The following is a 19,818-nucleotide window of genomic DNA, read 5'->3' as shown; positions in this document are numbered from 1 at the left end:
CGCCTAGTGGGTGGGGGGGGGCGGGGGGGGCGGCGGCGGCGGGCGGCGCCCCCCCGGCGGGGGGGGGGGGGGGGGGGCGGGGGGGGGGCCCCCCCCCCCCCCACCAAAAGGGGTGAACGGTCGTAACTTTCACGTGCGGATCGCGTTTCGTCGCGCTAGGAGATCACACGGACACGAAACGTCACGTCGTCGCCGGCTCCCGGCGGGCGGCGCGGCGGGCGGCCCGGCGCCGGGCCGCGACCTCGGGGTCGAGGGCGGGCACCGCGGCCAGGAGTTGCTTGGTGTACGGGTCCTGCGGGGAGTCGTACACCTCGTCGGCGGGGCCGGACTCCACGACGCGGCCCCGGCGCATCACCGCGACCCGGTCGCTGACCCGGCGGACGACGGCGAGGTCGTGCGCGACGAAGACCAGCGCGAGCCCGAGTTCCCGTTGCAACTCGCCGAGCAGGGCGACCACCTGGGTCTGGGTGGTGACGTCCAGCGCGGAGACGGGCTCGTCGCAGACGATGACGCGCGGGTCGGCGGCGAGCGCCCGGGCGATGCCCACGCGCTGGCGCTGGCCGCCGCTGAACTCGTGCGGGTACCGGTCGTAATGGGCGCCTTCGAGCCCCACGCGCTCCAGCAGGTCGCGTACGCGCCCCCGGATGTGCTCCTCGCCCCTCTTCCGCGCACGGAGCGGGTCGGCTATGGACTCGCCCACGCTGCGGCGGGGGTTGAGGGAGGAGACGGGGTCCTGGAAGACCATCTGCACGGCCGGGTCCACCCCGGTGTGCGGGCGGCCCGCGTACCGGATCTCGCCCGCCGTCGGCTCCAGCAGGCCGACGAGCATGCGGCCCAGGGTCGTCTTGCCGCTTCCACTCTCCCCCACGATGCCGAGGCTCTCGCCCCTGCGGACCATGAGGGAGACATCGTCCACGGCGGTGAACGCCCGCTTGCCACGCCCGAAGACCCGTCTGAGACCGGCCGCCTCCAGGACGACCTCTTCGGTCACGCGCGCGTCGCCGCCCGATACGCCCCCGACGTCCGGCGCGCCGGAACCGGTCGCACCGGCACCGGCCGCAACGGCGCCCGACGCACGAACGCCCGGCACAAGCCCGCCTGGCACAACGGCACCCGGCACAAGCGCGCCCGGCACAAGCGCGCCCGGCATAACGGCACCCGGCACAAGCGCGCCCGTCGCCTCCCCTCGCACGGCGTCCGCCCCAGCCAGGTCGGCCCGAGCCACATCCACACGCGGCACGTCACCCCGAGCCACATCCACGCGCGGCACCGCGGCGAGCAGTTCGCGGGTGTACTCCTGTGCGGGCGCCCCGAGGACCGTGCCAACCGGTCCGTGTTCGACGGCTTCGCCGTGCCGCATGACCAGCACCTCGTCCACGCTCTCGGCGGCGACGCCCACGTCGTGGGTGACGAGCAGCAGTCCCATCCCGGTCTCCGCGCGCAGCGTGTGCAACAGGTCGAGGATCTGCGCCTGGACGGTCACGTCCAGCGCGGTCGTCGGCTCGTCCGCGATCAGCAGGTCCGGCGCGCAGGCCAGCGCCATGGCGATCAGCGCGCGCTGGCGCATGCCGCCGCTGAACTCGTGCGGGCGTGACCGGGCCCGGCGCCGGGCGTCCGGAATCCCCACCCGGTCGAGGACCTCGACGGCACGCGCGCGTGCCGCCCGCCGAGACACGCGCGCGTGCACACGGTGCACCTCGGCGATCTGGTCGCCGATCGCGTAGTACGGATCGAGCGACGACAGCGGGTCCTGGAAGACCATGGCGGCCTTCCCGCCGCGCAGCCGCCGCAGTTCCTCGTCGGAGGCCCGGCGCACATCGGTCCCGGCGACATGGACCGAGCCGCCGACCCGGGCGCCGGTGTCCCGGTGCAGGCCCAGCAGGGCGTTCGCGACCGTGGACTTGCCGGAGCCGGACTCGCCGACCAGGGCGAGCGCGGCGCCCCGCGCCAGCCGGAAGGACAGCCCGGCAACCGCCCGCAGGGGCCCGAAGTCGACCGTGAGGTCCGTGACGTCCACCAGGCTCATGCGAGCACCACCCGTCGGTCGGCCACCGCATACAGCACGTCCGCGACGGCGTTGGCGATGACCACGAAGAAGCCGATGACCAGGACCATGCCGACGACGACCGGCAGATCGACGACGTTGACGGCGTGCACCAGTTCCTGGCCGATGCCGGGCAGGCCGAAGAGGGTCTCGGCGAGCACGGCGCCACCGACGGTGGAACCGAAGTTGTTGGCGTTCAACGCGATGACGGGGGCCAGGGCGCCGCGCAGCGCGTGCCGACCGACGACGGACCGTTCGCCGACGCCGTAGGCGCGGAAGGTGCGGATGTGGTCCTCCGCGAGCGTCTCCAGCATCGCCGCCCGGGTGATCCGGGCGAACGCGGCCGCCTCGATCAGGGCCAGCGACAGCCACGGCAGCAGCAGGTTCCAGGTCCACTGCTCGGGATCGTCGGTGAGGGCGACGTACTGCGGGAAGGGCAGCAGGTGCAGCTCGCCGCAGACGACGATCATCAGGACGAGGCCGATGACGAAGACGGGGGTCGCCGTGCCCGCGAGGGTGATGGCGGTCAGCACGCGCGCGGAGATCCGGCCGCGCCGCCACGCCGACAGCACGCCGGTCCCGACGCCCAGCACGAGCCACATCACCATCGCGCCGAGCACCAACGACAGACTGACGGGCAGCTTCGTCAGGATGATGTCCAGGACCTGCCGGCCGGTCTGGTAGGACAGCCCCAGGCAAGGGGCGGGGCAGTGCTCGACGGACGTGCCCGTCGAGAAGTCCTGGCCGACGACGAGCCCTTGCAGGAAGTGGCCGTAGCGCACGTACAGCGGGTCGTCGAGCCTGAGTTGCTGGGCGACCTGCTGCACCTGTTCGGGGGAGCAGCGCGGACCGCAGGTGATCTGGGCGACGTTGCCCGGGGTGCCGTAGAAGACGACGTAGACGATCACCGAGACGGCGAGCAGGGTGACGACCGTGCCGATGGCACGGCGCAGCACGAAGCCACCGAAGCCGGTCATGCGGTCCCCTCCTTCTCGACGGCACCGCCGACGTGCCCGCGCCCGCCGACGTCCCCGCGCGCGCCGACGTCCCCGCGCGCGCCGACGTCCTGGGCCCCGTTCCCACGGTCCGCCCCGCTCCTGCGGCCCGTCCCGTTACCGCGGTCGGATCCGCCCGCGCGCCCGCGGCCCGTGCCGACGCGCAGGCGCGAGGCGGCGCGCGGGTCGAGGGCGGTGCGTACGCCGTCACCGAGGACCGTCAGCGCGAGCACCGTCACGAACAGGGCGCCGGCCGGCAGCAGCAGGTACTGCGGCGCCGCCTGGTACCAGACGTCGGCGGAGGCCAGCATCTGCCCCCAGGAGGGGGTCGGCGGCTTCACGCCGACGCCGAGGAAGGACAGGGCCGCCTCGACGGAGATGTTCATGGGCACGAGCAGGGCGGCGTACGTGATGACGGGCGCGGCGAGTCCGGGCAGCAGTTCGCGCCGGGCGATGTGCCAGGGGCCCCAGCCGCTGAGCCGGGCGGCGGCGACGTGGTCGAGTCTCTTGAGGGTGAGCGTCTGGGCGCGCACGATCTTGGCGATGTTGCCCCAGGCGACCAGGCCGATGACCAGGGTGACCAGGACGGGCCGCGGGAAGGTCGACGGGACGATCGCGAGCAGCGCCAGTGCCATGATCATCAGCGGCATGGCGACGATGATGTCGGTGGCCCGGCTCAACAGTTGATCAACCCATCGGTTGCCTAGCGCGGACGCGACGCCCACGACGACCCCGATCAGGACCTGCACCAGGGTCGCGGTCAGCGCGACGCCCAGCGACACGCGCGCGCCGTGGACCAGTCGCGCGAACAGGTCGCGCCCGGTCTGCGGTTCGACGCCCAGCCAGTGGTCGCCGCTGATCCCGCCGAACGAGCCGCCGGGCACGCCTCCGCGCGCCGAGTCGACCAGTGACGGGTGGTAGGTGGTCGGGTCCTGGCCCTCGATGGCGGTGAGCAGCGGCGCGGCGAGCGCGACCAGGACGAGCAGCGCGACGACGACCGCCGCGGCGAGGGCGGCGCGCTGCGTGCGCAGCCGCCGCCAGAACTGACGGGCCCCGGAGGCCGTCGGGACGGTGGTGTCCGTCCCGACGGTCCGGGAGACCGTCGATGCCTCGCTCATGACTGTGGTGACCGCTCGGCCTACTTGACCGCGACCTGCGAGATGTCGAGGACTCCGGTCCAGTCGCTGATCACGATGTTCTTGACATCCTTCCCGTACAGACGCTTGTAGACGGGGTGGAACAGCGGCACGGTCAGGGCCTGTTCGCCGATCTTCTTGTCCAGTGCACCCCACCTCTTGGCGGCGGCGTCAAGGTCGGTCAACTTGTTGATCAAATCAATCTCCTCATTGACCGACCTGTCGTTGAGCAGACCGGTGTTGAAGTTCGCGCCGTCCTTGACGATCTGACGGCCGTCGAAGATCGGGGCCAGGAAGGGGCCGCCGGAGGGCCAGTCGGCACCCCAGTGGGCGAGGAAGAGGCCCGGCTCGGTCTTGACGTTGTGGATCTTGTCCGAGTAGTCGTTGTCCTCCAGGCCCTGGAGCTTGACCGTGATGCCGGCCTTCTTGAGCGCGTCCTGGACCGCGGTCGCGATCTCCGGGCTGGTCTCGAAGTCCTGGTTGTTGGAGTGGGTCAGGGTGATGGTCAGCCCGTTCGGGTGTCCCGCCGCCTTCAGCAGTTCCTCGGCCTTGGCCGGGTCGCCCGTCTCGCCCGCCGGGTACAGGTCGTACGGCGTGTGGCCGAAGGACTTCTGGTCGGGCAGGAAGGTGGTCGCGGGCTCGGCGAGTGCGGAACCACCGGCCGCGTTGATCACGGACGAGCGGTCGATGGCGTACGAGATCGCCTGCCGCACCTTGGGGTCGTCGAACGGCTTGACCGTCGGGTTGAACGCGAGGTAGTTCGTGTAGCCGAAGTGGCCGGTGCCGACACGTGCCGCCAGTTCCCTGTCGCCGGTGACCTTGGCGAGTTCGGCGGGTCCGAGGTTGGTGTCCGTGGTGACGGCCGCCGCGTCCGCACCCTGGGACGCCGACAGCCGCTGGTTGATCACCGAGGAGTCGAGCCCCGACCGTACGTCGATGGTGTCCGGGTATGCCTTGCGCTCGGCGTCCGTGGCGGCCGACCAGTGCGGGTTGCGCTCCAGGACCAGGTGCTCGCCGTCGTTCTCGTTCTTGACGACCCGGTAAGGGCCGGACGAGAGGGGGTGCTCCTCGTACTCGGCGCCGGTGTCCTTGCTCTTCGGGACGGGCGTGAACTGCGTCTGCGTGGCCAGGTGGGGGAACTCGCCCTCCGGCTTGTTCAGATGGAAGACGATCGTCCGGTCGTCCGGAGTCTCGATCGCCGACAGCCCCTTCTTGTCCTTGTACGGCCCCTGGTAGTCGGCCGCGCCGACCAGCCAGTCCCTCAAATACGGTGCGCCGCCGGAGAGTTCGGGGGCAAAGGAACGCTCGATGCCGTATTTGACGTCGGCCGAGGTGATCGGGGTGCCGTCCTCGTACTTGAGGCCCTTCTTCAGGGTGTACGTCCACACGGTCGCGTCCTTGTCGGGGCGCCCGGTGTCGGTGGCGAGGTCGGGGACGACCTGGGCGCCGGCCGCGCCGTTCTCCCGGTTGCGGGTGGTGAGCGTACGGAAGACCAGGGACGGGACGTTGCCGCCGCCGGAGGTGTAGAGGCGGGCGGGGTCGAAGTTCTGCTGCGGGGTCGAGTTGAGGACCGTGAGCGTGCCGCCCTTGTGCGGCGCGGGGTCGCCACTCGGCCCCTTGGCATCGTTGTCCTCCGGGCCGCAGGCGGCGGCTCCCGCTGCCACGAGCAGGCCGACGGTGGCCGCTGCCAGGCGGCGCGCGGTGAGGGACGGATGACGCATCGGAATGACGACCTCTCGGTTGATGATGTCGAGGATTTCTCGAATCGCGAGACAGATGGACAAGAGGTGAGACGCATCTGAACAGATGTGCACCCCGGCGCCGGGTCGTCGAAAAGGTCCGTGCCGTCCGTCGGCACGGGTCACGGAAACGGTGTGTCAGGTCGCGACGCGAACGCCAGGGGCGGGGGTCAGCGACAGTGGATGTCGGCCACGCAGAGCGCGGTCACGCCGATCAGCGCCAGCTCGATGGCGACGCGAGAGGTGACGGCCTGACAGGACCACATGCGCAGAAATATGAACGACCAACCTGCACATGTCAACGTGACCGGCGAGACACCGGTCAACTCCCGGGATAGGGCCAGGGGTTCGGCAGACAGTGGATGCCGTCATGGTCGAGGAACTTGGTCTGCTGCTGCATGACCGGGGCCGGCTGCCCGTCCTTGTCACAGCTGACGTGGCCGTAGCCGAGCCGGTGGCCCACCTCGTGGTTGATGAGCATCTGCCGGTAGGCGTGGATCTCGTCGCCGTACGTCGTGCTGCCCTGCGCCCATCGGTAGGCGTTGATCATCACGCGCTGGGTGGCGGCCGAGTCGCAGGAGACGTTGTCCTCGGTGGTGTCCAGACCGGACTTGGCGCACCACTGGGCGGTGGTACCGGGGCTGGCGAGGGTGATGACGAAGTCGGGTTCGCCCGAGTGGATGCGCTCGAAGGTGCGGGCGCCGCCGTGGGCCCAGCTGCGGCGGTCGTTGAGCGTCTTCTGCACGGCCTGGGCGAACAGTTCGCCGTCCAGGCCGAGCCCCTGCTCCACGTCCACGCGGTACGTGTATTTCCGGCCGGTGCCCGGCGCCCTGGCGATGCCGGGGATCGCGTCGAACCTGCCCGACGCCTTGAGCGTGGCGCCGAGCGGGTACTTCTCGTCCATCTTCTGCTCGTACGTCAGCGGGGCCACGCTCGGTGACACGGACGGGGTCGTATCGCCGTCGGCGCGCGAGGCCGGGTCGCGGGCGTCACGCGCCTGGTCGGTGGCGGACCGCGACTGTACGTCGGCGTCGTCGCGGCCGTCGGCGACCTGCCCGGCCACGATCACCGCGAGCACGGTGGTGACGGCGGCGGCCGCAATCCCGGCGAACGCCCGGCCCTTGGCGCCCTTGGCCGACGCGGGCGGACCGGTCGGGGGCTCGTCGTCCGCGTCGCGCTCGTTGGCCACGGGGGTGACGGGGTCGTACGGTTCCGCGTGCCGCAGGGCGGTCTTGGCGCGGGGTGCGAACACATCGTCGTCAGCATCGTCGGCGCCTTCGGCGAAGGCGTCGAGGTAGTCCTGCCGGGGCCCGCCGGACGTCCCGGGCCGCTGCCGCGGCAGGGCGGCTCCGGGGCCCGCGGCGGCCGACCCCGGGGCGGCCCCGCGCCCCACACCGGTCCGCCCGCCCGACTCTCGCCAGCCCCCGCCGGGTTCACGCTGCTCGGGATGGCCCCCACGGGCCTGCGGAACACCGCGCGCGGGGGTACCGTCCGGCAACCGCAGAAAACCATGCGCGGGCGTCCCGTCCGGCAGGCGGGGGACCCCCCGAGCCTGAGCCCCATCGGGCACCCGCGGGAAACCGTCCGCAGGAGTCCCACCCGGCAACCCCGGGAAACCGTGCGCGGGCGTCCCGTCCGGCAACCGCGGCACCCCACGCGCAGGAGTGCCGTCCGGCGAGCGGGGAACCCCCCGACCCTGAGCCCCATCCGGCACCTGCGGGAAACCGTGCGCAGGAGTCCCACCCGGCAACCGCGGAAAACCATGCGCGGGCGTCCCGTCGGGCAGGGTCGGCACCCCGCGCGCGGGCGTTCCGTCGTCCGTGGGACGCCGTTGGCCGGGCAGCTGTCCCGGTGTGGAGCCCGGCCGCGCCGTCTGTCCCGGCGCGGGCCTCGCGCGCGGGGCACCGGCGCCGCCCGCGTTGCCCGTGGACGTCTCCGGGACCGCCGCCCCGCGCCGTGCCGTTATGTCCGCGGGGTCGCCCTTGGGGGCGGATCCGCGGCGGCTGTGCCGTCCCACCTCGCCCCCTCAGCTCCGGTCGTCCGTGTCGCCGAGGTCGCGCCCGGCATCCGCGCCGACGTCGGCGGAGCCGGGTTCGCCGGGCCCCTCCGGTCGTCGCGCCGAGACCAACTGCCCGTCCAACTCCCGTACATCCCGCAGGAGTTCCCGGAAGGCCCCGGCCACCGTCTCAGGGTATTCCATCATCGCCACATGCCCGGCGTCCGGCAGTGACAGCAGCCGGGAGTCACGGAAGGAGCGGGCCGCCTTCTGGGACATGCGGTAGCCGACGAGCAGGTCGCGGCCGCCGTAGACCAGCAGGGTCGGGGCGAGCACGCGCTCGGCCTGGCGCCACAGCCCGTGCTGGCCGCCCAGCGTGTACGCGTTCACCAGCCCGCGTGCGGAACGGGCCATCGCGTCCCAGAAGTACGGCAGCCGCAGCCGCCGCTCCAGCTCCTCCACGGCGTGCTCGAACGCCTCCGGAGTCACCCGTCCGGGATCGCCGTAGCAAAGCCCCGTGACACCGCGGACCCGCTGCTCGGCCGACCACTCCCGGGTGATCCGGGTGAAGAACGCGGCCACGCCGGGCACGCCCAGCAGGGCGGTCGGCACGGCGGTGCGCTGCACGCGCAGCTCCGGAAGGGCGGGAGAGACCAGCGTGAGGGTCCGGACCAGATCCGGGCGGAGCGCGGAGACCCGGGTGGCGACGGCGCCGCCCAGGGAGTTCCCGAAGAGGTGCACCGGGCCGCGCCCGGACGCGTCGAGATAGCGGATCACCGCGCGCGCGTGCCCGGTGACGGAGTAGTCGCCGTCGTCCGGCGGCGGGGAGTCCCCAAAGCCCGGCAGGTCGACCGCTTCGCCGTCGACGACATCGTCCAGCTCCGCCATCAGCGCCGACCAGTTCTGTGAGGAGCCGCCGAGCCCGTGCACATACAGCGCGGGCGGCAGCCCTTCGCGCGCGGGCGGCCGCGACCGGATCGTCAGGGTGACCCCCGGCAGCCCGACCGACCTCAGCCGCTCGCCCTCCTCGACCCGGACGAGCGCCACCCTCGGAAGGACGCTGGTGGCCGGCACGGACGGCAGCTCGGTCGAAGACATGCGGCAATGTTACGAGACGATCACGTACGGGCTCCTGTGTTCGCGGTCACAGAACGTGCGCCGTCCGGGCGTGCCGCGAAGCGACGAACCCCGCGCTTGCCGACGTCTCACGGCACAGCGTCCGTATCGGGTGTCTTACGCTCGTACACAGGGCACCCGCAATGTGGCCCCTGCTTCTTCCGGGGGCGTTCGTAGGAAGGGAGCCCACCATGGCCTATGACCCCACCGATCCCGACACGATCGAGGACCTGGAGGTCCAGGGAGCTCCGGAGATCGACGTCGAGGCCCCCGAGGGCGACACGGCGGAGCAGCGCGCGGATGTCGCACCGGAGCACGACGATCCCCTGACCGGCGCGGACCCGGACCGCGCCAACGAGGCCGACCTCATCGAGCAGTCGCGGGTCGTCACCCTGGACGAGGACGACTACCGCTGACACCGCCCCGGGCACAGGGAGTGACCTGCCCCTTTTGAGGCACCCTGATCGGCTTCCGCCACCGTCCGGTCCGTGAAATTCTGCGCTCGCACCGCGCACACCACGGTTACCGAAAAGTACGATGGCGGCGCGGCGCACACCGCATGTGGACGATCTTGGGAGGCGGCGTGACAGCCATCGAGCAGACAGAGGCGGCACGCCCGCGGGGCACGCGCCTGCCGCGCCGTGCCCGTCGGAACCAGCTCCTGGGCGCCGCCCAGGAGGTCTTTGTGGCGCAGGGCTACCACGCCGCCGCGATGGACGACATCGCCGAGCGGGCCGGCGTCAGCAAGCCGGTGCTCTACCAGCACTTCCCAGGCAAGCTCGACCTCTATCTCGCCCTGCTTGACCAGCACTGCGAGTCCTTGATCCAGGCCGTGCGGAGCGCACTGGGGTCGACGACCGACAACAAGCAGCGCGTCCGGGCCACGATGGACGCCTATTTCGCGTACGTCGAGGACGACGGCGGGGCGTTCCGCCTGGTCTTCGAGTCCGACCTGACGAACGAGCCCGCGGTGCGCGAGCGCGTCGACAAGGTCACCAACGACTGCGCCGAGGCGATCTGTGACGTCATCGCCGAGGACACGGGTCTCTCGCGTGCGGAGTCGATGCTGCTGGCCTCCGGGCTGGGCGGCCTCGCCCAGGTGGTCGCTCGCTCCTGGCTGCACAGCGACCGGAGCGTCCCGCGCGACCAGGCGGTACAGCTGCTGACCTCGCTGGCCTGGCGGGGCATCGCCGGCTTCCCGTTGCACGGCTCCGAGCAGCACCCCTGAGCCACCGCAGGACGGCTGTCGTTCCCGCCCGCTGTTCGCTCCTGGCGTTCTTCCGCGCAGCATGTACGTCCCCTCACCGGGCTAATGTGTGCTGGGTACGGCGCGCTGGGTCGCGCACTTCACTGACCGTCGGAGGGACATAGCCGTGGAGGTCAAGATCGGCGTGCAGCACGCGCCCCGCGAGATCGTTCTGGAGAGCGGTCAGAGCGCGGAAGAGATCGAGCGCGTGGTGGCCGAGGCGCTGGCCGGCACGTCGCAGCTGCTGAGCCTTGAGGACGAGCGCGGCCGGAAGATCCTGGTCCCCTCGGACCGTCTGGCGTACATCGAGCTGGGCGAGCCGACCACCCGCAAGGTGGGCTTCAGCGCGCTGTAGCGGGCACGCGGGGCGCCGCCCGGCTCGCGCCGGGCGCACTCGCGGCACATTCGGACAAGGGGCCCGGTGGGCCGGCGATTTCCAAAAGTCGCCGGTTGCCACCGGGCCCTCGCGTGTGTCCGGCGTGCGAAGGTGCTCCACACCCAACGCACAAGTCACACACAGAGGGGGATTGCATTCCGCAGGTCACGGGTAAGACGGGCTACGACCGTGAAGCGCCGGCCGGCCGTGGGGAAGGACCCGTCATGATCCTGGAAGTTCTCGCCTCGGCGCTGGTCGGTCTGGCCTTCGCCGCGGTCGCGGTGCGTCGGCTGTCGCACCGGCTGCCCGCCCGCCTCCTGGTCTTCTGCACGGGCGTCGCCGGGGCCCTGTTCGGCGACTTCGTGACGCACACCGCGCTGGGCCCCGGCCCGGTCCCGGTCAGCCTGCTCGGCGCGGCGGTCGTCGGCGCGGCCTCGCTGTCGCTGCTGCTGCGCCCGGCCGGGCGGCTGCGCCGACGATCCGCCCCGGCGTGACGCACGCCCGGTCGCATGGTGGGCGCACCCGCCGATGACCCCGCGGCCGGTGCCGCTCCGCCGCATTGTGCCGCTCACCCACCTCGTGCCGCCCCCGCCTCGTGGCGCTCCACCGCTTCAAGGCGCTCCCCCGTCCGCTGGCGATCCATCGTCCGGTCAGGCGGCCAGCCCCAGAGCGGCCATGCGCTTGGTGTGCGCCTCGGTGATCCGGGAGAACATCCGGCCGACCTCGGCGAGGTCAAAGCCGTCCGCGACGCCGCCGACGAGCATCGTGGACAGCGCGTCCCGGTCGGCGACGACCCGCTGGGACTGCGACAGCGCCTCGCCCATCAGCCGCCGCGCCCACAGGGCGAGCCGACCGCCCACCCGCGGCTCCGCCTCGATCGCCGCGCGCACCTTCTCGACGGCGAAGCTGGCGTGCCCGGTGTCATCGAGGACGGCGAGTACGAGCCCACGCGTGTCGGCGTCGAGCCGGACCGCGACCTCCCGGTAGAAATCGCTGGCGATCGAGTCGCCGACGTACGCCTTGACCAGCCCCTCCAACCAGTCCGACGGCGCCGTCTGGCGGTGGAAGCCGTCGAGCGCGGCGACGAACGGCTGCATCGCCCGGGTCGGCTCCTCGCCGATCTCCGCAAGCCGGTCCCGCAACTGCTGGAAGTGCTGGAACTCGGCCGACGCCATCTTCGCCAGCTCCGCCTTGTCCGCCAGGGTGGGCGCCAGCTTGGCGTCCTCCGCGAGCCGCTCGAACGCCGCCAGCTCGCCGTACGCGAGCGCGCCGAGCAGATCCACGACCGCGGCGCGGTACTGCGGGTCGGCGGAGGCCGTCGCCCAGTTCTGGGCGGCGACTCCGGTGGCCTCGGCCGAGGCGTCCTCGGGGGCGTGGTCAGGCTTGTCAGAGCTCGTCATGAAGCGCACAATAGTCCGCTCGCGAGGCCGGGAAGTCCGTGATCGATCAGTGTGACGACAACTACGTCCCCGGATCGGCCATCGCATGTGCACGAATCCGGGGTATGGTGGTAATGAGCCTGCTGGGCACTCCGTCGTACTCCGACGCCGTTTCCGGTCAGGCCGCACGTATGAGGATGCCCGGTCGGTGGCCCGATCGGCTCCGACCCGACAGCCCTCCATGGACGTACGGCACAGTGCGTACGACGACCGGAGGGACCCTCAGCGGCGAGAGCGCTAGAGCGTCGGCAGAGGTCCCGTGCCAAACAGCTTGCCCCGCGGTTCGTCCGTGAGGCAGCCGACGTCCCCGGCACGGTCCGACACGACCCCCGCGCTCGCCTCGCGCCGCGCACACAGAAGAGGCAGCACCCTGACTACGACGTTTCGAGAACTCGGAATCCTCCCCGAGACCGCCGAGGCCCTGGACGCCGTCGGCATCACCACTCCCTTCCCCATCCAGGAGATGACGCTTCCCGTCGCCCTCTCCGGCACGGACGTCATCGGCCAGGCCAAGACCGGCACCGGCAAGACGCTGGGCTTCGGCCTCCCGCTTCTTGAGCGCGTCACCGTCCCCGCCGACGTCGAGGCGGGCCGGGCCGCGCCCGAAGCGCTCACCGACGCCCCGCAGGCGCTGGTCGTCGTCCCCACCCGCGAGCTGTGCACGCAGGTCACCAACGACCTGCTGACCGCGGGCAAGGTGCGCAACGTCCGCGTGACCGCGATCTACGGCGGCCGGGCCTACGAACCCCAGGTGGAAGCCCTCAAGCAGGGCGTCGACGTGGTCGTCGGCACCCCGGGCCGGCTGCTCGACCTCGCCGGGCAGAAGAAGCTGAACCTGAAGCACGTCAGGTGCCTGGTCCTCGACGAGGCCGACGAGATGCTCGACCTCGGGTTCCTGCCCGACGTCGAGAAGATCATCGGCATGCTGCCGGCCAAGCGCCAGACCATGCTGTTCTCGGCGACCATGCCGGGCGCGGTGATCGGCCTGGCCCGCCGGTACATGTCGCAGCCCACGCACATCCGCGCCACCGCGCCGGACGACGAGGGCGCGACCGTCGCCAACATCAAGCAGTTCGTCTACCGCGCGCACTCCATGGACAAGCCGGAGTTGGTCGCGCGCATCCTGCAGGCCGAGGGTCGCGCGCTGGCGATGATCTTCTGCCGTACGAAGCGGACGGCGGCGGACATCGCCGAGCAGCTCCAGCGGCGCGGCTTCGCCTCCGGCGCGGTCCATGGCGACCTGGGCCAGGGCGCCCGCGAGCAGGCGCTGCGCGCCTTCCGCAACGGCAAGGTCGATGTCCTCGTGTGCACCGATGTCGCCGCGCGCGGCATCGACGTCGAGGGCGTGACCCATGTCGTCAACTACCAGTCTCCCGAGGACGAGAAGACGTATCTGCACCGCATCGGCCGTACCGGCCGGGCGGGCGCGAAGGGTACGGCGATCACGTTCGTCGACTGGGACGACATCCCGCGCTGGCAGCTGATCAACAAGGCGCTGGAGCTGGGCTTCAACGACCCGGTGGAGACGTACTCCACTTCCCCGCACCTCTTCGCCGACCTCGGCATCCCCGAGGGCACCAAGGGTGTCCTGCCGCGCTCCGAGCGGACGCGCGCCGGGCTGGACGCGGAGGAGCTGGAGGACCTGGGCGAGACCGGGGGCCGTGGTGCGCGCGGTCGCGGCGGGCGGGGCGAGTCCCGGCCGGCCGAGCGCGAGCGTCCGGCGCGCACGCCGCGCCGTCGCCGCCGCACGCGCGCCGGGACACCGCTCGACTCCGCACCCGCCGGGTCCGGTGCCGCGCCCGTCGACTCCGAGGCGCCGGCCGCCGAGGCCGTCGCGGCGGAGGAGCTCACGGCGCCTCGTACGCCGCGCCGCCGTCGCCGCACCCGCAACGGGGCGCCCACGGAGCCGGTGGCGGTCGCCACGGCGGCCGAGCCGGTGGCGGCGGCGCAGACCGCCGAGAGCGCGCTGACGACGGCGGAGGGCCCGGGGGCGGTCGAGGCTCCCGAGCAGCAGCCGCGCCGCCGACGCACCCGCAAGGCCGCGGAGCAGGCGACGACGCCTGCCGAGACCGCGCACCAGACCGCACCCGGGACGTCCGCCGGGTCCGCGGCCGTCATCCGGCCCGAGTCGGTCATCGAGCCCGTGGCCTCGGCGCTCTCGTCGGAGGCGGTGGCGGTTGCGGAGCCCGAGCCGGAAGGGCAGGCGAAACCGCGCCGCCGCACGCGCAAGACGGCGACCACGGCCGAGACGGTCACTGCGGCCGAGGCGGTGACCGTGGCCGAGACGGCGATGGACACGGCCGAGGCCACGGAGGCGAAGCCCAAGGCCCGTCGGACCCGCAAGGCCGCCGCCGCGCCGCTCACCGCCGAGCAGGCGGCGGTCCCGGCCGAAGACACGGAGGCCACGGACACCGCCAAGCCCCGCCGCCGCACACGCAAGACGGCGACCGCCGCCGAGACCGCGGTGGACACGGCCGAGGCCACGGAGGCGAAGCCGAAGCGCACCCGCAAGGCCACGGCCACCGAGGCACCGACGGAGACCATCGGAGCCGAAGCCGAGGCCAAACCGAAGCGCACCCGCAAGGTCGCGGCCACCGCTGAAGCCGCCGTGGACACGGCCGAGGGCTCGGAAGCCAAACCGAAGCGCACCCGCAAAGCCGCGGCCACCGTGGTCACCGCGGACGCGCCGGAGGCGACCGCCGAGACCAAGCCACGCCGCACCCGCAAGACCACGACCGCTGCCGAGACCGCGGTGGACACGGCGGAGGCCACGGAAGCGAAGCCGAAGCGCACCCGCAAGGCCACGGCCGGCGCTGAAGCCGCCGTGGACACGGCCGAAGGTTCCGGGGCCAAACCGAAGCGCACCCGCAAAGCGGCCGCTGCCGCGGACACCGCCGAGGGCGCGGAGGCCAAGCCGAAGCGGACCCGCAAGGCGACCGCTGCCGTGGACACGGCGAACGGTGCCGAGGCCGAGCCCAAGGTCCGTCGGACCCGGAAGGCCGCCGCCGAGCCGGTGACCGCCGGGATCCCGGCGCAGGCCACCGAGGAGCCGGAGGTCAAGCCGAGGCGCCGGACACGCAAGGCCACGGCCGTGGCGGACGCGATCGGCACCGAGGCCACCGAGGCCACCGACGCCGCGGAGGCGAAGCCCAGGGCGCGCAGGACCCGTAAGACCGCCGCGGCGACCGAAACCCCGGAGTCCTGACCCGGCACCGCCGCCAAGCCCATGCCGACGGCCCGGCCCGCCCACGCGGGACCGGGCCGTCGGTATGGCAGGGTTCATCCGCGCTCCCCCACCTGTTGTCCTCCCGGCCCACGTGGCCGATAGCCTCTGGGGCATGAGCAGGCCGCCCTCCTTCGTTCCGCCTCCCGGTGCCCGTGCCTACGCGTTGCGTACCGCGCGTGGCGAGTTCGCCGTGGTCGACTCACCCGTGGCCGACGGTGTCGAGCCGCGGGGGGTCGCGCTGTTGCTGCCCGGGTTCACCGGGAGCAAAGAGGACTTCCATCCGCTGCTCGTGCCACTCGCGCGCCGCGGCTACCGGACCGTGGCCGTTGACGGGCGCGGGCAGTTCGAGTCGGACGGCCCGGAGCACGACGAATCCGCGTACGCGCAGCAGGAGTTGGCGCGGGACGTGCTGGCGCAGGCCGAGGCGCTGGGCACCGCCGTGCATCTGCTGGGGCACTCCCTGGGCGGGCAGATCGCGCGTGCGGCCGTGCTGTTCGACGCCTCCGCGTTCCGCTCGCTCACCCTGATGGCCTCCGGCCCGGCGCAGATCTCCGCCTCCCAGCAGCAGCGCGTCAAGCTACTGCGGGACGCCCTCGCCGTGATGTCGATGGCAGAAGTGTGGGACACCATCCAGGCGTTGGAGCCACCCGAGGAGACCGAGGTCGACGGCGGCCCGGACGACCGGGCGGAGCTGCGCCGCCGCTGGCTGGGCAACAGGCCGGCCCAACTGATCGCCACCGGACGCCAGTTGTGCATCGAGCCGGACCGCGTCGGCGAACTCGGCGTGGTGGGGCTGCCGTTCCATGTGCTGTCCGGCGTGGCCGACGACACCTGGCCGTTGCCGCTCCTGGACGACATGGCCGTACGGCTCGGGGCGCGCCGGACCGTCATCGAGGGCGCGGAGCACTCGCCCAACACCGACCAGCCGCTCCCGACGGCCCGCGCGATCGCCGGCTTCTGGGACAGCACCGGCCAGGACGGCGAGAACCGCACCGGCGAGGACGGTTAGAACCGCACCCGGTCCGGCGTCAGCACCACGTCCGTACCGCCTCCGTACCACGTCAGTACCGCGCCAGTGACTGCGCCAGTGGTGCGTCAGTACCGCGTCAGTAATGCGTCTGCAGGTGCTCCCAGAAGCCGTCCCGCAGCGCGCGCCGCAGCTCCGCCTGGCCGCGCAGCGAGTACTGGAGCAGCCCCTCGGCCTCGACCAGCAGGTCCTGGTCGACCGAGCCGGGCAGATAAGGGTGGCCGGGCAGCAGTTCCAGCAGGGCCTCCGGGCCGCGCGCGGACAGCCACTTGGCCGCGATCTGGGCGCCCACGAAGCGGACGTCCTCGCGCGTGGGCCGGTTCGCCGTGGCCTCGTAGGCGGGGGCGGTGCGCCGGGAGACGTACGGCTTGAAGAACTCCAGGTCGAAGGTGCGCTGGCTGTCGACCTCCCAGAGCAGGGGCTCGGCCTGGTTGCGGCCCTCGGGGGCCTCGATGCCCCACAGGTGGACCCGGGCGCCGTAGCCCTGGGCCGCCTCCACCGCCGAGACCAGATCCTCGTCGCCGCCGATGAGCGCCGCGTCGCTGATGGCGCGGTGCCGGGCCAGGGACTCCAGGTCGGTGCGGATGAGTGAGTCGACGCCCTTCTGCTGGTTGTTGGCGTTGAGGTTGCCGAGGCGGACCTTCACATCGGGGAGTTCGGCGATGGACTGCTGCTCGGCGGTGTGGATGCGGCGCCGGGCGCCGTCGTACCAGTAGACCCGGAGCAGTCTGCTGTCCGCGAAGATCGTGCGGGCGCGGTCGATGAGCGCCTCGATCAGACCCTCCGCGTCGAGGTCGAAGGCGCGCCGGTCCTCCGTCCCGGCCACCAGCCGGCCCGTGGCCGCGTAGAGGTATCCGGCGTCCACGAAGATCGCGTGGGTCGAGGGCGTCTTCGCCACTTCGGCGAGCATGCGCTGGAGCAGCTCGTTGGTGTGGTCGATGCGGGCCGGGATGCCGGCCTGGTCGTCATTCATCGCCTCCATTGTTCCGGCGGTCACGCTGCGAACACAACCGGTCCCGGTCAGTCTCGTACGCGCCTCTTACCGGTCAGTAATTAGTCGTTCGAAAAATTTCCTTAGCGTAGGGAATGTTTGTAACACGCATCCCGTTGACTCGGACAGAACAACGAGACGAAGGGAGAAGCCATGCGCTTCGAGATCATGCGACTCGACGAGGTCGACGGGACGCCCGTGGACAGCACCGTCGTGGACGCCGCCTCCGTCAACCGGATCGTGCAGCAGGCCGCCGCCATCGGACAGCGGCTGTGGATCCGACCCGCCGAGAGCACGGCCTCGTAACAGACACGGATCACCGCAGAAGAGCTTCAGAGCCCCCGCACGGCAACGACGCCGACGGGGGCTCTGCGCATGGAACGGGTCGGCGAGGCCGCCGGATCTCAGGCCCCGCCGGATCTCAGGCCCGCCGAGTCTCAGACCCCGCCGGTCCCGGGCACCGGGAAGGCGCCGGTCGCCCGACGGGTGATCTCGCCGTACACCTCCGGGTCGGTGGTGTACTCGCCGAGGGCCACGGTCTTGCGGCTGCCGTGGTAGTCCGAGGAGCCCGTGACCAGCAGCTCCAGGTCCTTCGCCAGTCCGCGCAGCCGGGTCCGGGCGTCCGCGTCGTGGTCCATGTGGTCGACCTCGATGCCGTCGAGGCCGGCCGCGGCCATCTCGGCGATGGCGGACTCGGGCACCGTACGGCCACGCTTGGCGGCGGCCGGGTGCGCGAAGACGGTGACGCCGCCGGCGGCCTTGACCAGCCGGATGACCTCGAACGGATCGGTCTCGTGCTTCGCCACGAAGGCCCGGCCGCCGTCCGCCAGCCACTCCTCGGTGAACGCGTCGCCGACGGTCGGCACGACGCCCAGTTCGACGAGGGCGGAGGCGACATGCGGGCGGCCGACGGAACCGTCACCGGCGATCCGCCGCACCTGCTCCCAGGTGACCGGGACGCCCAGCTCGTTCAGCTTGGCGATCATGCCGTGGGCCCGCGGCACCCGGTCGTCCCGGACCAGCTCGCGCTCGGCGAGCAGGGCGGGCTCCCCGGGATCGAAGAGGTAGGCCAGCATGTGCATGGAGATGCCGTCGATACGGCAGGACAGCTCGGCGCCCGTGACGAGGGTGAGCCCCGGCGGCAGCGCGGCGACGGCCTCGGCGTGACCGCGGGTGGTGTCGTGATCGGTCAGCGCGACGACGTCCAGACCGGCGGCTGCGGCGTTCCGCACCAGCTCCGCCGGGGTGTCCGTGCCGTCGGACGCCGTGGAGTGGCAGTGCAGGTCGATGCGCACGACGCGGACTCCAGGCGGGGACGGGACCGAAGGGACAACTAAGGATAACGGGCGTCCACGGGGGGCCGTGCCCCGACCGCGGCACCCCTGCGCCCCCCTACCGGGCTCCCGACAGCCGCCGCATGACCGACCCGCGGTCGGCGCTCAGGGTGCCAGCAGCCTCGGCGACAGCGCTCCACAGGGCACCAGGTCCAACTCGGCGCCCGCGTCCCGCAGGTCCGTCAGCACCAGTTCGTCGTACATGAGCAGACCCGTCTGCTCGGGCCACACCACGGCCCACAGCCACAGCCCACGGGCCTCGCCGGCGAAGACGGCACGGTCGTCGGGGGCGCCGGTGACATGCCACAGCGGGGTCGGGCGGCCGGCGGCCAGCAGCTTGGCCTGGGGCGGCTTCTCGACGCTCATGTACGGTCCCGGATCGGGGCCCTCGATGCCCGCGTAACGCGCGCCGAGGCCGACGCCGAGTTCCTCGGCGACCAGGATCAGCTCACCCATGCCGCCGAGCGGGCCGGGCCCCGAGCAGGCCACCGCGGTCGCCCGGCCGCCGGTGCGGTCGTCGCCCGCGCAGGCCACCCCCGTGAACAGCCAGCCGACGGGCAGCGGCCAGGGCATCCACACCGGCACCTGCGTCCGCTGGACGACGACGCTGAGGGCCTCGACGCTGGGCGGGGTCACGGGCTGCAACGGATGCACCGTCCCGTGCACATCGCACTGCCAGGAATCGGCGAAGAGTCCGGGAGCCCTGACCCGGCCACCGCACTTCGGGCAACTGGGTTCGCCCCTCATAGGGCCCCACGGTCCTACCCGCGCACCGCCACGTCAAGGACGATCACTCGTCCGGACGGAATCCCCGGCCCGCCCCCGGCCCGTCCCCCAAACGTCCCCGGCCCGTCCCCCCACCATCCCCCGACCGTCGCGCGATGCTTCGGGCCGAAGATCGAGGAACGGACCGGCCTTCACCTCCCGTTCGTGGTGGCGCGGTGACCGCGCTGCTCGGCGCGCTCGTGGCCGTCGTACGGCGGACCGCGTTCACCGATGAGGCGGAGCAGCCGGGGAACCGGCGGGCCGCGCTCACCGCGGAGGAACCGGAGACCCGGCACGATGCCCAGAACGGTGTCGGCGTCTTCGCCAACTGGCCGGTTCCAGCCGGGATTCGGTGAGATCGGTCACCCTCGGGTCACCATCGGGTCAT

General features: G+C 72.3%; 19 protein-coding genes. 8 read left to right on the top strand and 11 right to left on the bottom strand.

Features of this window, described 5'->3' with window-relative positions:
• Positions 1 to 181: 181 nt before the first annotated feature.
• From ACWEKM_RS26610 to ACWEKM_RS26580, 7 genes are all read right to left on the bottom strand, one after another.
• Positions 182 to 2,026 carry a dipeptide ABC transporter ATP-binding protein gene (locus ACWEKM_RS26610; protein ID WP_451623748.1) on the bottom strand — a complete coding sequence of 615 codons (1,845 nt, stop codon included), beginning with the start codon at positions 2,024 to 2,026 and terminating at the stop codon, positions 182 to 184.
• Entirely contained in the window at positions 2,023 to 3,021 is a 999-nt protein-coding gene (locus ACWEKM_RS26605; protein ID WP_451623747.1) for an ABC transporter permease, read from the bottom strand. The genes ACWEKM_RS26610 and ACWEKM_RS26605 overlap by 4 nt, the downstream gene beginning before the upstream one ends.
• Positions 3,018 to 4,157 carry an ABC transporter permease subunit gene (locus ACWEKM_RS26600; protein ID WP_451623746.1) on the bottom strand — a complete coding sequence of 380 codons (1,140 nt, stop codon included), beginning with the start codon at positions 4,155 to 4,157 and terminating at the stop codon, positions 3,018 to 3,020. Before ACWEKM_RS26600 ends, ACWEKM_RS26605 begins: the two co-directional genes overlap by 4 nt.
• Positions 4,158 to 4,177: 20 nt before the next feature.
• Positions 4,178 to 5,896, bottom strand: coding sequence for an ABC transporter substrate-binding protein (locus ACWEKM_RS26595; protein ID WP_451623754.1), 1,719 nt, complete (start codon positions 5,894 to 5,896; stop codon positions 4,178 to 4,180).
• Between the two features lie 188 nt (positions 5,897 to 6,084).
• The gene (locus ACWEKM_RS26590; RefSeq protein ID WP_451623745.1) at positions 6,085 to 6,180 is read right to left on the bottom strand and encodes an Ms4533A family Cys-rich leader peptide; all 96 of its coding nucleotides are present in this window, start codon (positions 6,178 to 6,180) and stop codon (positions 6,085 to 6,087) included.
• Between the two features lie 56 nt (positions 6,181 to 6,236).
• Positions 6,237 to 7,931: a DUF3152 domain-containing protein gene (locus ACWEKM_RS26585; RefSeq protein ID WP_451623744.1), complete on the bottom strand. Its 1,695-nt coding sequence runs from the start codon at positions 7,929 to 7,931 to the stop codon at positions 6,237 to 6,239.
• A gap of 9 nt (positions 7,932 to 7,940) precedes the next feature.
• Entirely contained in the window at positions 7,941 to 9,008 is a 1,068-nt protein-coding gene (locus ACWEKM_RS26580; RefSeq protein WP_451623743.1) for an alpha/beta fold hydrolase, read from the bottom strand.
• 209 nt (positions 9,009 to 9,217) lie between these two features.
• On the opposite strand from ACWEKM_RS26580, the gene ACWEKM_RS26575 reads away from it, so the two are divergent.
• The 4 genes from ACWEKM_RS26575 (at position 9,218) to ACWEKM_RS26560 (ending at position 11,142) form a co-directional block, all read left to right on the top strand.
• Positions 9,218 to 9,442, top strand: a complete 225-nt coding sequence (locus tag ACWEKM_RS26575) for a hypothetical protein (RefSeq protein ID WP_451623742.1) — start codon at positions 9,218 to 9,220, stop codon at positions 9,440 to 9,442.
• Between the two features lie 167 nt (positions 9,443 to 9,609).
• The gene (locus tag ACWEKM_RS26570) at positions 9,610 to 10,254 is read left to right on the top strand and encodes a TetR/AcrR family transcriptional regulator (protein ID WP_451623741.1); all 645 of its coding nucleotides are present in this window, start codon (positions 9,610 to 9,612) and stop codon (positions 10,252 to 10,254) included.
• A gap of 145 nt (positions 10,255 to 10,399) precedes the next feature.
• Entirely contained in the window at positions 10,400 to 10,627 is a 228-nt protein-coding gene (locus ACWEKM_RS26565; RefSeq protein WP_451623740.1) for a DUF3107 domain-containing protein, read from the top strand.
• 245 nt (positions 10,628 to 10,872) lie between these two features.
• Entirely contained in the window at positions 10,873 to 11,142 is a 270-nt protein-coding gene (locus tag ACWEKM_RS26560) for a hypothetical protein (protein WP_451623739.1), read from the top strand.
• A 156-nt stretch (positions 11,143 to 11,298) separates the two neighbouring features.
• Here ACWEKM_RS26560 and ACWEKM_RS26555 read toward each other — a convergent pair whose 3' ends face one another.
• The gene (locus tag ACWEKM_RS26555) at positions 11,299 to 12,057 is read right to left on the bottom strand and encodes a ferritin-like fold-containing protein (protein ID WP_451623738.1); all 759 of its coding nucleotides are present in this window, start codon (positions 12,055 to 12,057) and stop codon (positions 11,299 to 11,301) included.
• Positions 12,058 to 12,550: 493 nt separating this feature from the next.
• On the opposite strand from ACWEKM_RS26555, the gene ACWEKM_RS26550 reads away from it, so the two are divergent.
• A complete protein-coding gene (locus ACWEKM_RS26550; protein WP_451623753.1) occupies positions 12,551 to 15,292 on the top strand; it encodes a DEAD/DEAH box helicase in 2,742 nt (913 codons plus the stop codon).
• A gap of 133 nt (positions 15,293 to 15,425) precedes the next feature.
• On the top strand, positions 15,426 to 16,322 hold the full coding sequence (locus ACWEKM_RS26545; protein WP_451623737.1) for an alpha/beta fold hydrolase: 897 nt from the start codon (positions 15,426 to 15,428) through the stop codon (positions 16,320 to 16,322).
• A 97-nt stretch (positions 16,323 to 16,419) separates the two neighbouring features.
• Here the strand turns inward: ACWEKM_RS26545 and ACWEKM_RS26540 are convergent, their stop codons facing one another.
• Positions 16,420 to 17,313: an NYN domain-containing protein gene (locus ACWEKM_RS26540; protein WP_451623736.1), complete on the bottom strand. Its 894-nt coding sequence runs from the start codon at positions 17,311 to 17,313 to the stop codon at positions 16,420 to 16,422.
• A gap of 171 nt (positions 17,314 to 17,484) precedes the next feature.
• On the opposite strand from ACWEKM_RS26540, the gene ACWEKM_RS26535 reads away from it, so the two are divergent.
• On the top strand, positions 17,485 to 17,637 hold the full coding sequence (locus ACWEKM_RS26535; protein ID WP_121887214.1) for a hypothetical protein: 153 nt from the start codon (positions 17,485 to 17,487) through the stop codon (positions 17,635 to 17,637).
• 131 nt (positions 17,638 to 17,768) lie between these two features.
• Here ACWEKM_RS26535 and ACWEKM_RS26530 read toward each other — a convergent pair whose 3' ends face one another.
• The gene (locus tag ACWEKM_RS26530; RefSeq protein ID WP_451623735.1) at positions 17,769 to 18,626 is read right to left on the bottom strand and encodes a PHP domain-containing protein; all 858 of its coding nucleotides are present in this window, start codon (positions 18,624 to 18,626) and stop codon (positions 17,769 to 17,771) included.
• Positions 18,627 to 18,770: 144 nt separating this feature from the next.
• A complete protein-coding gene (locus tag ACWEKM_RS26525; RefSeq protein WP_451623734.1) occupies positions 18,771 to 19,412 on the bottom strand; it encodes a DUF6758 family protein in 642 nt (213 codons plus the stop codon).
• 194 nt (positions 19,413 to 19,606) lie between these two features.
• Here ACWEKM_RS26525 and ACWEKM_RS26520 point away from each other — a divergent pair, with 194 nt between their 5' ends.
• Entirely contained in the window at positions 19,607 to 19,786 is a 180-nt protein-coding gene (locus ACWEKM_RS26520) for a hypothetical protein (RefSeq protein ID WP_451623733.1), read from the top strand.
• Positions 19,787 to 19,818 lie beyond the last annotated feature (32 nt).

The organism is Streptomyces sp. NPDC004752 (assembly GCF_053601275.1).
This window is presented reverse-complemented; position numbering and strand designations above follow the sequence as displayed.

Excerpts from the sequence above, each read along its gene's own strand:
- ACWEKM_RS26610 (WP_451623748.1), bottom strand. The coding sequence starts at position 2,026 with ATGAGCCTGGTGGACGTCACGGACCTCACGGTCGACTTCGGGCCCCTG.
- ACWEKM_RS26605 (WP_451623747.1), bottom strand. The coding sequence starts at position 3,021 with ATGACCGGCTTCGGTGGCTTCGTGCTGCGCCGTGCCATCGGCACGGTC.
- ACWEKM_RS26600 (WP_451623746.1), bottom strand. The coding sequence starts at position 4,157 with ATGAGCGAGGCATCGACGGTCTCCCGGACCGTCGGGACGGACACCACC.
- ACWEKM_RS26595 (WP_451623754.1), bottom strand. The coding sequence starts at position 5,896 with ATGCGTCATCCGTCCCTCACCGCGCGCCGCCTGGCAGCGGCCACCGTC.
- ACWEKM_RS26590 (WP_451623745.1), bottom strand. The coding sequence starts at position 6,180 with ATGTGGTCCTGTCAGGCCGTCACCTCTCGCGTCGCCATCGAGCTGGCG.
- ACWEKM_RS26580 (WP_451623743.1), bottom strand. The coding sequence starts at position 9,008 with ATGTCTTCGACCGAGCTGCCGTCCGTGCCGGCCACCAGCGTCCTTCCG.
- ACWEKM_RS26575 (WP_451623742.1), top strand. The coding sequence starts at position 9,218 with ATGGCCTATGACCCCACCGATCCCGACACGATCGAGGACCTGGAGGTC.
- ACWEKM_RS26560 (WP_451623739.1), top strand. The coding sequence starts at position 10,873 with ATGATCCTGGAAGTTCTCGCCTCGGCGCTGGTCGGTCTGGCCTTCGCC.
- ACWEKM_RS26550 (WP_451623753.1), top strand. The coding sequence starts at position 12,551 with ATGACGCTTCCCGTCGCCCTCTCCGGCACGGACGTCATCGGCCAGGCC.
- ACWEKM_RS26545 (WP_451623737.1), top strand. The coding sequence starts at position 15,426 with ATGAGCAGGCCGCCCTCCTTCGTTCCGCCTCCCGGTGCCCGTGCCTAC.
- ACWEKM_RS26540 (WP_451623736.1), bottom strand. The coding sequence starts at position 17,313 with ATGAATGACGACCAGGCCGGCATCCCGGCCCGCATCGACCACACCAAC.
- ACWEKM_RS26535 (WP_121887214.1), top strand. The coding sequence starts at position 17,485 with ATGCGCTTCGAGATCATGCGACTCGACGAGGTCGACGGGACGCCCGTG.
- ACWEKM_RS26525 (WP_451623734.1), bottom strand. The coding sequence starts at position 19,412 with ATGAGGGGCGAACCCAGTTGCCCGAAGTGCGGTGGCCGGGTCAGGGCT.